Raw genomic sequence first — 13,127 nt, 5'->3', positions numbered from 1 at the left:
CTTGTCTACACTGCATCACACCAACGGAGGTTGCGCCCGGCAGCGCGTCGGCAAAGGAGTGCACCATGTCCCCCCGCCAGCAATTTCGAGGCCCGAGCCGCCAACGGGGGGCTATCGGCCTGATGGCCGCCGGGACCCTGGCCCTCGCATTGGGGTTCATGTTGCTGGTGATCGATACCGGCAGGTTGTACCTGGAACAACGCAAATTGCAGCGGGTGGCGGATACCGCTGCACTCGAAGCCGTGACCCGCGATGGCAACTGCCTGTCCGGTGCAAGTGCTGCCACCTACGCCGCGCAGAGCGCCACGCGCAATGGTTTTACCGTTAACGCCGACAACACGCTGGCGGTCAGTTGCGGCACCTTGCAGGTTGGCGCTGATCACCTGCGAGCGTTCTCCGCCGATTCGACAAAGTCCGCCGCCGTACAAGTCGTCGCGAGCGCCACTGTCGTCACGAGCGTGGCCGCCGGCATTGGCGCGTTGCTGTCCGGTGGGCCGGTCGGCCTCACCACCCGGCTCAGCGCCACCGCCGTCGCCGCCGAACCGAAAATCACCTTGGCGCAACTCAGTATCCGCAGCACGTTGGCTGGAGCCGACACGGCCCGCTCCAACCTCTTGAACCCGTTGTTCTCGACACTGCTTGGCGGCAACGTGAACCTGACCGCCGGTGCTTGGGACGGGTTAATCAAAACCGATATCAATCTGCTTGAGTTCATGGATCAATTGGCCATTGAGCTGGGCGTTACGGCCGGTAACTACACGGCGTTGCTGAACACTCAAGGCAGTGTTTCCAGGTTCATCAAGGTCGCCGCAAACGTCGTGACGGTGAACGGGGCTTCGGTGGATGTAAAAGCTGCGCTGGCCAGTTTGCAGGTGTCGGCGACCAACGCCTCGCCGATCAGACTGGGTGATTTGCTGACCTTGCAAACCGGGACGCAAGCGGCGGGGCTTGACGCTTCAATGCAGCTGTTTCAGCTGCTCCAGTGTTTTATCCAGCTGGTGAACAAGAACAGCGCAGTGAGCGCGGTCCTGCCGGTGAATGTGTTGGGGTTGGCTGGCGTGAACACCCGCATAAAAGTCATTCAGCCACCGCAGTTTTCGGCGGTGGGTGACCCGGCGCTGGCGAAGCTGGCGCCGCTGGGCGTAAACAGGATTTTTGTGAGTACTGCTCAGGTTCGCATTCTGGTGTCAGTCAACCTGTCGCTGATCGATAGCGTCTTGCAGTTGGTCAACGCGCTATTGAGCCCGGTGATAGAGCTGATCAACACCCTGCTGGCGCCGGGTTGCATTTTCGGCAGCTGCACCCAGACGGACCTGAAAATTTTACCCAATGGCCTGAGCCTCGATCTCGGTCTCGAAGCCGGTACGGGCAGTAGTTATGTGACGGATTATTCTTGCGCCAGCCCGACCAACAAGAGCCTGACCGCCACCACCAACATCTCGGCCGTGCAAGTTAAAGTCGGACAGATCGACGCAGCGGTCTGGCTTTCGTCCTCGCCGGCGCCGAGCCTTTCACCGCTGACGCTGGTCGATATCGGCTCGAAAGTCTGCACCGACTTGTCCCATTGTGGCGCGCGGACGCCCTTCGCAGGTGGCGGCAGCCAAATCATGATCGACAGCCCGATTGCCGGCAAAAGCGAGCCCAATTACACCTTCGCCAATCCCCATGACGTCAATGTGGCTCCGCAACCCACGCACCCGGTCGAAGTGTCAGGTGTGGTGGGCAGCCTGAGGGGCACGCTCGGCGGTATCACATTGATCAAACATTCGCCCTCCATCGGCAGCCTGTTGGGCGGCTTGCTGAGTACCTTGTCGTCAACGCTGTCGGACGTCCTCTCGCTCCTGGCCTCTGCCATTAGCGGGCTGCTCGCGCCGTTGGTGGACCCGATCGTCGACAGTCTGCTGGTTAACCTGGGGATTGACGTCAACAAGGTCGACGTCGGTTTCAACCTCACTTGCGGTGAAAAAGGCAAAGCCTATCTGGTGATCTGATCTGCCTCCACAACCGGCAACTCGATGCAAAACCGTGCCCCCTCGACCGAATTGCGCACGCTTAATTTGCCGCCCATGTTTTCGACGATACCGTAGCTCACCGATAACCCCAGGCCAGTGCCGACCCCCACCGGTTTGGTGGTGAAGAACGGCTCGAAAATACGCTCCAGCAGGCGTGGGTCGATACCACCGCCGTTGTCCTCGACCCACAGACGTACCACCTGCCCGACCTGCTCGGCATACACCGAGATCCACGGATTGAATTCGGGATTGGCTTCGCGCTTGCCGAGCAACGCATCCCGGGCGTTGACCATCAAGTTGATCAGCACCTGTTCCAACTGATCGACGTGCCCGCGCACCTGCACCTCAAAATGGGTTTCGCTGATGCGCAATTCGAGCCCTTTGCCACGCATGCCTTCGGCCAGCAGCGACAGCGTGCCCTCGATGGCCCGCGCTGGATTGAACGGCTGTTGCTCGATCTCCGAGCGACGGCCAAATACCCGCATGTGATCCACCACCCGCGCGGCGCGTTGAATCTGCGCATCAATGCGGTTGAGCTTGTCGGCCAGGTAATCAGTCTGCGCCTCGCCATTGCCCAGGCGCTTGAGCACATTGACGATCACCATGCGCATCACGTTCAACGGCTGATTGAGTTCGTGCGCCAGACCGGTGGCCATTTCACCGAGGGTAGCCATTTTTGCGCTTTGTGTGAGCTGCTGCTGGGAACGCCGGACTTCGGTGTTGTCGCGGCCTACGGCCTGAATCTCCAGCAACTGGCCTTTCTCGTCGAACACGCCGCGATCCGACCAGACCCACCAGGCGTGTTCACGGCCGGGCAGTTGTAGATTGACTTCCGCCGTACTGACCGGGAACTCCGGGCTCAACTGGCTCAGGCGCTGAAGGAAGGAGTCACGTTGTTCCGGCGACATCCAGCTACCCAGGTTGACCCCAGGCAGTTGTTCGGACGAGCACTCCAGGTAAGTCGCCAGCGGCCGGTTGCCGAACGTCAGGGTCAGGTCCGGGCGGTAGCGACAGATCATCGCCGGTGAATCCTCCACCAGAATCCGATAGCGCTCCTCACTCAGTTTGACTTGCTCGGCAGCCAGGGTGGCTTCAGTCACGTCGAGCCACAGGCCTACGGCTTCTACCGGCAGGCCGAGGTCATCTCGCAGCAACCTGGCCTCGTCGAGCAACCAGTGATAGTCGCCGCGATTGTCGCGAAGGCGATAACGGGCGCGCACCGAACCTTCGCGCAACAACTGCCGGGTGCGCTCGAAATAGCCGTCGCGATCCTCGGGGTGAAGCCGTTCGATCAATGCAGCACCCGTGCAATCGGCAAGGGTCCAGCCAAGCAGTGGCAGCAGGCTTTCGCTGAAGAAGGTCGGATGCAATGCACCTTCGACATAGCGCTGCACGTAAATGACGGCGGGTGAGCTGGCGATCAGATTGTCCAGTCGTGCATGGGCCGCCGCCGCGTGTTGCTGCTGATTCTTGATGTCGCTGATGTCGAGCATGAAACCCACCAGTCGGCGGTTTCTTCCGGTACCCACGGCCTGGCCTTGCAGGCGATACCAGGTCGGTGAAGGGCTGGCGTCGGTCTGATGCAAGCGCACACACAGCAGCAGCGGGGTGCTGTCGTCCTGCAATGTTTGCAGGCGACTGCGCAGCTCGTCGCGATCGGCCGGATGCACCCGGTCGAGCCAGTCGATCAAGGGCAACCGCGCACTCGCCAGGTTCAGGCTGCTGGCCAGCGAGGGCGCCAGTTGCACCTCGGCACTGTCGCTGAGCACTTCCCACCAACCCGTGCCGAGCAAGGCCTGCAACGCCTCCAGGCGTTCCAGTTGCAATTGATGGCGATGCTCACGCAGGCGCTCCAGCACCGGGCCGCCGAGTGCGGCAGCCAGCTGCAGCCAATCGCGTTCGCAGACGTCGAATGCTCGTTGCTGCACCGGGTAAAACCCACAGAGCAGCCACGCCACCACGCCTTGAGCATCGTGATAAGGCACGGCGAAACCCTCGGCATTGCCGAATGTGCCTTGCAGGCGCGGGTGTTGGCCGGGGAGCAGATGCTGGGGCGCGGAGCCGCTCAAACTGTCGAGCCCGGTGCCCAGGCGTTGCCCGGTTTGCCACAGTCGGGGCGCGTCGTAGCTGGCGTAGTGCTGGTGAATCTGCCAACCCTGATCCTGCTCGTCGAGCAACGCGAGCGCGATGCAGGGGATGTGAAAACGCTGGGCCAGGTTCTGCAATTGGTCGCTCAGTACCTCGGGCAATCGCGTCAGGCTGCACAGGCGCAACTGTTCGCTGATGTGCACGGTCAGCAACTGACATTGCTCGCGCTGGCGCGCTTGCCGGCGTTCGAGCAACAGGTCGCCGATGTCCAGTAATTGCAGCATCCAGGCATCGGCCAGCGGCTGGACCCATCCGCGCAAATGCAAGGGCTGGCCGCTGAGGCTGTAGAAGTCCAGGTCCAGCGTCTGGCCCTGCCATTCGGCGGGCGGCCCGTCGACACTGAGGCTGCAGTCGGGCAACAGGAAATCGAGCAGATGCGGTGCTCGCGCTGCGGGTGTCTGCTGTGCCAGCAGGTTGCGCAAAGGACCGCTGAAGTGCAGCACGTGACCCTCGCGATCCAGATGCATCTGTAAGCCCACACCGAGCACGTTGGGGGGCTCCAGAGAGGCCAGCGGTGTTGGGTGGCGGTTAAGGAGACGCCCGAAGAGTTTATCCCCCGCACTCAAAATTGCAGGCTCGAACTGGCGGTCATCGTCGCCGGCAAGTTCGGTACCGGGCCAATCCCTGGCAGGTTCAGGAACGGGATGACCGCACTCAACTTATTGGAGGGATAGTTAATGCTGACCTTCAGCACGCCGGCTGTAAATGTCGTGGTCGCGTCGGTGTCGACGTTGAAATTCAGTCCGGCGGGAATCCACGCCAACTGCCGGTTCAACTCGTCCTTGACCACGGTTTTCAACGCGGCCTCATAGCCGGGTGTGTTCGGATCCAGGGCCACGCTGCGGCGCACGGCTTCGGCCGTCGACTGGTTGAACGACTGCATCAGCAACAGCGGCAGGCTGTAAGTGACAATGGCGTAAAACACAGCGAAAAAGATGACGAAGACCAAGGCGAATTCAATCGCGGCGGCACCTTTTTGCTTATGGGGGAGGTTGCTTTTCATGATGGCGTCTACCCTGACCGTTACTGCGTAATGTCAGCATAGAATCATTCAGCCAAAACGGACGTTTTTTACCGGATGCAGAGCTTTGTCCTACTTATCTGGCTGACGCTATGCGCAGCACAGGATGCCCGGGAGCGGCACATCGCGAATGGCCTGACCCTGGGTGTCGGGGCCCTGGCCCTGACCTTTTTGCTTTGGAGCGACAGCACTTGGCTGGGCGCGCCGGCAGCGCAGGGTGGTTGGGCTGCATTGTTGGCGCTGGCCTTCACGTTGCCCGGTTTCGCCATGCGCCGGCTGGGTGCCGGGGATGTCAAACTCATGGTCGCCTTGGGGTTCGCGACGGACGGTCGGCACGTGTTGGGTGTGTTTATTGGCGCGGGATTGGCCAGCGTGTGTTGGCTGCTAATAGCGCCAAAAGTCTGGCTTTATATTGGCCAAGGACTTAGAGAACATCTTCGTTATCTGGCACCAGGAATGTCAAAAAAACAGCCCTTTGCACCGTTCTTGCTGGTGGGTTTTTTGCTGACGCTGGCCTGGCTTCGCTAGCCACCCATTCTTGTACAGACTCTGAAAGTGCGTCTACTTTCTTACATGAGTTGTACAGCTATTGGCGGCAGTTAAAGGAACAGTCAGTCTTTGACTCGGCAGGGAGTTGCATGTGAACAAGCGTACCTCGGCAGTAAAAGTTCTTGTGGTCGACGACCAGCCAATAGTTGTTGAAGAACTCTGCGAATTTCTCGAGAACAGTGGTTACCGTTGTGTGCCCTGCGATTCCAGTCATAAAGCGATCAAACGCTTCAACGAAGACACCGACATCGGCCTGGTGTTGTGCGATCTGCACATGCCGCGCCTGGACGGGATTCAACTGGTCCAGGAACTTCAACGCCTGTCCGGCAAACATCGTGCATTTGAAGCGATCATGCTGACCGGGTGTTCCGACAAGCAGGATGTGATCAAGGCGTTGCGCGCCGGCTTCGCCGATTACTATCAGAAGCCGATTAATCCGAGTGAATTGCTTGAAGGTCTGCAACGTCAGGAAGTGGTATTACAAGAGCGGCACAAGACCCTGCAACTGGGGCAGTTGAATCAGAAACTGCAGTATCTGTCCGAGTCGATTGATGATTTGTACCAGAACCTGGACAAGGCGCTGCGTGCTCCATGTTCATCGGAGTCAGGTGAGGAAACTGCCAGTGATAACGACCGTGAAGAGATTCCGGCGATTTTCAATCAGCTGTCGCCCCGGCAGTTGGATGTGGCGCGATTGGTGGGCAAGGGCCAGACCAATTATCAGATCGCCTGTGAGTTAGGGATTACCGAGAACACAGTGAAATTGTATGTGTCCCAGGTGTTGCGGTTGATGCGTATGCATAACCGGACGCAGTTGGCGTTGGCGCTTTCGCCCGGTAGTTCCGGGTTGCGTCAAAGACACAGTGCTCACTAGGTCCTATTCCCCCGACCCACTGTCCACTTTCCCCCCTTCGTACTGATCAAAGAACGGCGGGATCTCATGCTGATAACTCTTCAGCCAGCGCTGCATCGTTAGTTCGCGTTCGGTCGCGCTGGCGCTCTGGAGTTTTGCCGAGGCGGCGCTGTTGCTGCTTTGCAATTGCAGCCAGCCTTCGGTTTCCTGTTGTTGTGGCGAGGCGGGGCCGGCGTCGATGGCCTGGCTCGTGAAAGGCAGGGCCAGCAGGCCGAGGCAGCAGAGGGTGGTCGGTTTCATGTCGTGTCTCCCTACTGAAAGTTCGAAGTGACGGCGGCGACTTGCGCGGCGGCGGTACGGCCGGGCTTGGCCGCAGACTTGAGTCTTTGCGCGCGGGCCTGGGCTTCGGTGACCTCGGCCGGGCTCAAGCCCAGGCGGCTGACCAGTTCGGCGGCGCGGCTCCAGTCGTCCTGAAAAATCAGCAAGGTCACCAGGTTCCGCGCCGCCAGTGAATTGTTTTGCTTGAGTTCAAGGGCCGTGAGGAATTCGAAACGGGCGTCTTCCACGCGCAATTGATTGAGGTACACCACGCCGAGGTCGTTGCGGATTTTTTCGTCGGTGGGCGCCAGTCGCACAGCCCGCAGCAAATGGGCCTGAGCCAGCCCGTTATCATCGCGGGCGGCGGCGAGTTGGCCGAGGCCATGTTCAGCTTCGGCGGCCATGCAGCCACCGAGCAGGCCTCGGTATAGCGGCTCGGCCTCGCTGCGGCCCAGCAGTCGATAGACCTTGGCCTTGCGCAGGCGCACTTCGGCGAGGTTGTCTGGCATGCCCTGTAAGTTGGCCAGGCTGGCGTGCAGTTTGCCCTCCTTGGCCATGTCGTCGGCGAGGTTCAGCGACAGTTGTTGTTCAGAATTCAGCTTGCCGCAACTGGCGGACTCGCTCAGCGCGCTCCACGGTGTCTGGCCGTTGCTCGCACAGCCGCCCAACATCAACAGACTCAAACCGGCAATCAATGCTTTCATCACGATCCCTCTAAGAAGCAAAAGCCTTGGCCAAGGCAGTCAAACCCGGCCCGGCCAACACGATCAACAACGCCGGGAACAGAAACACCATCATCACGGCGGACATTTTGGCGGACATCTTCGAGACGTATTCCTGCAGGCGCGTCAGGCGTCGGTCATCCAGCAACAGCTTGAGCGCCAGCAGCGACTTCATCGCACCGCCGCCCTGATGAATTAGCTGTTGCAGGATCACGCAGGTGTCTGTGAATTCGTCTACCGCCAGCAAGCGGCTGGCCTTGTTCAATTCGTCGCCCAGTTCCAGGCCGGAATCGACCCGGGCCAGAATCAGGCGCAATTCATGCGTGAGGGTGGGCAACAACTGTTTGCCGTCGATGCTCAACACCCGCAGCGATTGCTCCACGGCCATGCCCGATTCGAAGAGGATGCGCAGCAGCGGAATGAAAGTGGAAATCTCGATCGCCAGTTTTTTTTGCCGATGTTTCGCCGCCGCCGCCAGCAGGCGCTTGGGCAACAGGTAGCCGAAACCGAGGGCGAATGCCGGAGCTATCCAGTGGTTGTTCACCTGCGGGAAAAACAAGCCCTGAATCACAAAGCTCAAGGCCACTGCCAAGACCGGAACGCCGACCTGGAGGGCGGCAAACAACGCGCGTTTGCGCGCACTTCGCCAGCCGAGGCCGTTAAGCAGCGTCTGGGTTTCGATGTCGAGGTTGACCAAGCGCTGGCCAATCTGGCTGCTACCCAGCGCATGCAGCCATTGACTGAGTCGATATTCGCTCGGGATTCTGCCGTCGAGCCGTTGCACCACTTGCCGTGCACGTCGACGCCATTGCAGCACGACGCTCAGCAGCAACAGCGAAGCCAGGAGAAACAGCAGCGAGCTCAGCAGCATCGGCAGGTTCATAGGCTGCGCAACATTCGCCACAGCACCAGGCAGCCAATCACCTGCAAGCCGAGCGCGCCCACCAGCATCGCCTGGCCCGAGCTGTCGTTCCACATGTTCATCAGGTACTTCGGATTGGCTATCAGGAAGTAACCGGCGAGGGCGACGGGCAGTACCGCAAGGACCACCGCCGTCACCCGGGTTTCGCCGGTCATGGCGCTCAATTGGCGGGCCGCCTGTTCCCGTTCGCGAATCAGCTTGATCAGGTTTTCCAGCAGCTCACTGGCATTACCGCCATAACGGTGATTGACCTTTAAGCCGAGGGCGAACAAGCGCAATTCGTCTTTGTCGTAGAGTTCGGCGAAGTCCGAGGTAGCGTCCGGCAGGCTGACGCCCAACTGCACGTTGCGTTGCACCCGGCCCATAGCGTTTTTCAGTGGGTCTTCGGCGGCATCGATGGCGCCCAGCACCGCATCGGCAAGGGTTCGCCCGGACTTCAGGCTGCGCACCGTGTGGTCCAGCAGCGGCGGCAATTGTTCGATCATGCGCTTGAGGCGGCGCTGATAACGCCAATGCACATACAGCCGCAGAAGCAAGGGCGGCAAAAGCAACAGGGCGAGCAATCCGAACCAGCCGCCCACCACGAAGCCGGACAGAACACCCAGCCCCCAAAGCGCCAGCCATAAGCCCAGATGCTCCGTCGGACGACCGAGGCCCGCGCGCAAAAAGGCACGATCCAGCGCTATCCACGAGGCTTTCTGTACCACGCGCTCCGGCTGCCCTTGGCTCAAGCGCGCCAGCGCACGCTGCGTGCCGGGCTGGCGCATGCCGCGAACAAGCAAACGCACCGACAGACCGAGCAAGGCCAGGCACAGGAAGATAAGCAGCAGCGATTTGAGCATGCCGTGGCCTTTAATAAAACGAGGGGGAGAGCGCCGACTCGCGGCGCAATTTGTCACCGGCGGGGTTGGCCGCCTCGCGCATGAAACCGAAGCCGCTGCGGCGGTCGAGGCGGAACAGAGTATTGGTGACATACACGTCTTCGCGGATGCCGATCACCTCCACCACTTCGCTGACGCAACGCCGGCCATCGGGCATTCGGGTCAATTGGATGACCACGTCCAGCGCCGCGCAGACCATCTGCCGCAGAGTTCGTTCGGCGATGCTGCGGCCCGTCAACCCGACCAGCGTTTCCAGGCGCAGCAACGCATCCTGGGCGTTGTTGGCGTGCACGGTACTCATCGAACCATCGTGGCCGGTGTTCATCGCGGTGAGCACGTCGACCACTTCGACGCCGCGGATCTCGCCGAGGATGATTCGGTCCGGGCGCATCCGCAGGGCGTTGCGAATCAAATCGCTGGCCTTCACTTCGCCGTGGCCCTCGGCATTCGGCGGGCGGGTTTCCAGGCGCACGACGTGGGGGTGGCCCAATTGCAGTTCGGCGACGTCCTCGATGGTCACCAGCCGTTCGTTGGGGTTGATCAACTGGCTGAGAATGTTCAGCAACGTGGTCTTGCCGGTGCCGGTGCCGCCGCTGATCAGAATGTTGCAGCGCTTGCCTACGGCTTCCTGGAGGAACTCGTAGATGGCCTGATCGATGGTTTGCATGGCCATCAGATCGGTGCTGTTAAGCATGTCCTGACGGAACTTTCGAATCGACAGGCACGGGCCGTCGAGGGCTATCGGCGGAATGATCGCATTGACCCGGCTGCCGTCCGGCAGGCGCGCATCGACCATGGGCGACGACTCATCGAGCCGCCGTCCGAGCGGCGCAAGGATGCGCTGAATCACGCGTTCGACGTGATGCGCATCGATGAAGCGCAAGTCACTTTGATGCAGCACGCCATCACGCTCAATGAACACCCGGTGCGGGCCGTTGACCAGAATCTCGGTCACGGCCGGATCACGCAGCAGCACTTCCAGCGGGCCGAACCCGGTGAGTTCGTCGACGATCTCTTCGGCCAGCCGCTCCATCTCGTACCGGGAAATCGCCAGGTGCAGGCGCCCGATGTACTCGGCCACTTTATCGATGACGAACTGCGACAATACTTGCCGCGAACCTTCGAGCAGGTTTTTCCCGGACTCTTCGATGGCGTCGATGGTGTAACGGTGCAGCACCAGTTTGAGGCCGTCGTGATCAGTATTGCCGGCGAACCCGCGTTGCGCGGCTCCGAATAGTTTTTCGCTCATTGCGCACCCCGCAAGCGGCTGAACCAGGATTTGGGTTTGGCCAGGCTTTCGGAGCGCTTGGCCAAACGTTCGCCGAGGCTGCGCAGGCTTTGGGTGAGCGCTTCCCGGGGCGCCAGTTCGAACAGGGTCACACCCTGGTTTTTGGCATTCAGGCGTACCTCGGGGCTGTAGGCGAGGGTGGCAATGATCTCCATGTCAAAGCTTTTGCCCAGCGCATCCGAATCCGGCGCGACGCTGCGCAGGTAGCGGTCCACCAACAGCTTGGCGTGATCGAGCTTCATGCCTTTTTCGCGCCACAGGTTCAGGACCGCGAGGTTGCGGCGGCAATCGAGCACGTTCTGGTCGGTGTACCACAACAGCTTGTCGCAATGACTGACGAAAGTGCGCAAGGCTTCACTGTCGGGCTGGCCGGTGAGGTTCACCACAATGTGCTGGAAGTGTTGGCGCAGAGCGCTGAGCAGCATGTACAGCTCGGCGGCGCTGGTGTGTTCCAGCGGCGCGTCATTGCTGGCGTAGGCGAGGATGCGCAGTCCGACGTCGCAGCGGGTGAAGGCGCTGTCGATCAGCGTTGCGTCGAGCCGACGCAAGTGCCGCAGGGCATCGCCGAAATGAAACGAACTTTCCAGGCCCAGCAACGCCAGGCTGTCGCCGCGCGGCAGCCCGAGGTCAAGCAGCAGGGTTTGCTGGCCGCACTTCTGCACCACCTGCGCCATATGGTTGGCGAGTAGCGCGCCATCGCCGTTGCTCTGCGCACCGTACAGCACGGTCAGGCCACCCAGATGAGTATTCGGCGTCACCGGTGGCAGGCGTTTGCTCAGGCGCCGGACCAGCCCTGCGACTTCACTGGACCGTGAACCATAAGCCACGAAATCCCGTGCGCCGGCGCGCATGGCATTGAGCACCAATTGATTGTCCATGCCGTCGCCCAGGGCGATGATGGCGAGCATCGGCTTGGCCTCCAGGGCGCCTTCGATCAACGCGCATTGGGCCACCAGGTGCTCACGGTCGAGCCCGACAAACACCAGGCTGGTCAAGGTCACGTCCGCCAGTGCGAGTAACTCGTCGAGGCTGCCGGCACCGGCACTGACGACTTGGCCCAATGGCGCGAGGGCGCCTTGCAACCACTCAAGGTCAGTGTTGTTACGGGTGATCGCAAGAAAGGTCTGGCTCAGGTTCTGGCTCATTGCGATAACCCGCTGCGTTTATCGAAGTCGCCATTTTCGAGGAAATACAGGCGATACCAGTTCGGGTCGTAGTTGCGCAGTCTTTCACCGGGCAGCGACGGTAACTGTGCGTTGGCGGCCAACGGCTGGACCAGGTGTGGAGTGACGATCATCAGCAGTTCACGCTCTTCGCGGCTGACCGAAGAACTGCGGAAAAACGCTCCGAGAATCGGAATGTCGCCCAGCCCCGGAAACTTGCTGACTTGCGAGCCGTTTTGCGTGCTGATCAAACCACTGATGACAAAACTTTCACCATCGGCCAGGGAAATGCTGGTATCGGTGCGGCGAATGGTGAACGCCGGCACCGTAGTCCCGCCAATGGTCACGGCGTTGTTGTAGTCCAGTTCGCTGACCTCGGGGGCGACCTTGAGGGCGATCTGGTCGTTACTGACCACCGTCGGAGTGAGCGTCAGGCGGATGCCGAATTCCTTGTATTCGATGGAGTAACTGTTGCTGTTGGCGCTGGGGATCGGGATCGGGATTTCACCGCCAGCGAGGAAGCTTGCGCTCTGGCCGCTGAGGGCGACCAGGCTGGGGCGAGCAAGCGTGTAGGCGAAGCCGCTGCTTTCCATGGCGTTGATGATGGCGAGGAAGTTACCGCCACCGGCGACGATGTTGAACACGTCGTTGGCCAAAGGAATGCTCGGCACGGCAATTCGCGGGTCGATGTTGCGCAGCGGAAACACCCGCGGTGTCACGCCAGTGTTGGGGACTGTGCCGGGAGAGCCAAACAGGAAGTTCGAGTTTTTGCCGTAGATCGACGTGCTGGCCTCTTTCAGTTTGGTCCGGCTGACTTCGACGAAACGGATATCGGTCTGTACCTGGGAGGGCAGCAACGGATCATCGGAGGGCAATCGGGAGGCGCTGGTCATCGCAGCAGTGGCGCGGCCCTGAACGAACACCATGCTTTGCCGCGGTGCGCTGGCACAGGCGGACCAGACCATCAGACTGGTAGCGCCCGGGGCCATGCCGGTGAGCAAGAACGCCTGGTCACCGTTCACCCGCACATCGGCGATTTTCGGGTCGCCCACGGCAATTCGAGTGATTGCCACGGGCGATTGCAGTTCCTGTTGCTGGCCTTCGCCGACTTCCAGTACCGCCGGCATTTGGCCTAGCGCCGCGCAATTGCCGGCTGCCGCGATGACCGACGTGAGCGGTGCGCCGCCCAGCAAAGTGGCCCAGATCAAGCCGTTGAACAACGGCATAAAACGTCTGCGCATTAAAAGGCG

12 protein-coding genes are annotated in these 13,127 nt (G+C 60.7%); 3 read left to right on the top strand and 9 right to left on the bottom strand.

What is annotated here, in order from left to right:
• The first annotated feature begins 65 nt into the window (after positions 1-65).
• Positions 66-1,991 (top strand): pilus assembly protein TadG-related protein, encoded by a 1,926-nt coding sequence (locus KGB21_RS18710; RefSeq protein WP_223506257.1) that lies wholly within the window; start codon positions 66-68, stop codon positions 1,989-1,991.
• Here KGB21_RS18710 and KGB21_RS18705 read toward each other — a convergent pair.
• Together KGB21_RS18705 and KGB21_RS18700 are read right to left on the bottom strand one after the other, a co-directional pair.
• On the bottom strand, positions 1,976-4,726 hold the full coding sequence (locus KGB21_RS18705) for an ATP-binding protein (protein ID WP_223506255.1): 2,751 nt from the start codon (positions 4,724-4,726) through the stop codon (positions 1,976-1,978). The genes KGB21_RS18710 and KGB21_RS18705 overlap by 16 nt on opposite strands.
• Positions 4,723-5,163 carry a TadE/TadG family type IV pilus assembly protein gene (locus KGB21_RS18700; protein ID WP_223506253.1) on the bottom strand — a complete coding sequence of 147 codons (441 nt, stop codon included), beginning with the start codon at positions 5,161-5,163 and terminating at the stop codon, positions 4,723-4,725. Before KGB21_RS18700 ends, KGB21_RS18705 begins: the two co-directional genes overlap by 4 nt.
• 75 nt (positions 5,164-5,238) lie before the next feature.
• Between KGB21_RS18700 and KGB21_RS18695 the strand changes: the two genes are divergently transcribed.
• Entirely contained in the window at positions 5,239-5,709 is a 471-nt protein-coding gene (locus tag KGB21_RS18695) for a prepilin peptidase (protein ID WP_223506251.1), read from the top strand.
• A 112-nt stretch (positions 5,710-5,821) separates the two neighbouring features.
• Entirely contained in the window at positions 5,822-6,604 is a 783-nt protein-coding gene (locus KGB21_RS18690) for a response regulator transcription factor (protein WP_223506249.1), read from the top strand.
• Positions 6,605-6,607: 3 nt separating this feature from the next.
• On the opposite strand, the gene KGB21_RS18685 is transcribed toward KGB21_RS18690, so the two are convergent.
• From KGB21_RS18685 to KGB21_RS18655, 7 genes are read right to left on the bottom strand one after another with little or no spacing between them, the layout of a single operon-like run.
• On the bottom strand, positions 6,608-6,883 hold the full coding sequence (locus tag KGB21_RS18685; RefSeq protein ID WP_034149738.1) for a DUF3613 domain-containing protein: 276 nt from the start codon (positions 6,881-6,883) through the stop codon (positions 6,608-6,610).
• An 11-nt stretch (positions 6,884-6,894) separates the two neighbouring features.
• Positions 6,895-7,605 carry a hypothetical protein gene (locus KGB21_RS18680; RefSeq protein WP_223506247.1) on the bottom strand — a complete coding sequence of 237 codons (711 nt, stop codon included), beginning with the start codon at positions 7,603-7,605 and terminating at the stop codon, positions 6,895-6,897.
• Between the two features lie 10 nt (positions 7,606-7,615).
• The gene (locus KGB21_RS18675; RefSeq protein ID WP_034149740.1) at positions 7,616-8,506 is read right to left on the bottom strand and encodes a type II secretion system F family protein; all 891 of its coding nucleotides are present in this window, start codon (positions 8,504-8,506) and stop codon (positions 7,616-7,618) included.
• On the bottom strand, positions 8,503-9,387 hold the full coding sequence (locus KGB21_RS18670) for a type II secretion system F family protein (protein ID WP_223506245.1): 885 nt from the start codon (positions 9,385-9,387) through the stop codon (positions 8,503-8,505). The genes KGB21_RS18675 and KGB21_RS18670 overlap by 4 nt, the downstream gene beginning before the upstream one ends.
• A 10-nt stretch (positions 9,388-9,397) precedes the next feature.
• Positions 9,398-10,675: a CpaF family protein gene (locus tag KGB21_RS18665; RefSeq protein ID WP_223506243.1), complete on the bottom strand. Its 1,278-nt coding sequence runs from the start codon at positions 10,673-10,675 to the stop codon at positions 9,398-9,400.
• Positions 10,672-11,859: a CpaE family protein gene (locus tag KGB21_RS18660; protein ID WP_034149743.1), complete on the bottom strand. Its 1,188-nt coding sequence runs from the start codon at positions 11,857-11,859 to the stop codon at positions 10,672-10,674. Before KGB21_RS18660 ends, KGB21_RS18665 begins: the two co-directional genes overlap by 4 nt.
• Positions 11,856-13,118: a type II and III secretion system protein family protein gene (locus KGB21_RS18655; RefSeq protein ID WP_034149744.1), complete on the bottom strand. Its 1,263-nt coding sequence runs from the start codon at positions 13,116-13,118 to the stop codon at positions 11,856-11,858. Before KGB21_RS18655 ends, KGB21_RS18660 begins: the two co-directional genes overlap by 4 nt.
• Positions 13,119-13,127: the final 9 nt, after the last annotated feature.

The organism is Pseudomonas sp. GL-RE-29 (assembly GCF_019947275.1).
In the GTDB taxonomy this organism is placed as follows: Bacteria; Pseudomonadota; Gammaproteobacteria; order Pseudomonadales; family Pseudomonadaceae; genus Aquipseudomonas; species Aquipseudomonas fluorescens_A.
This window is presented reverse-complemented; position numbering and strand designations above follow the sequence as displayed.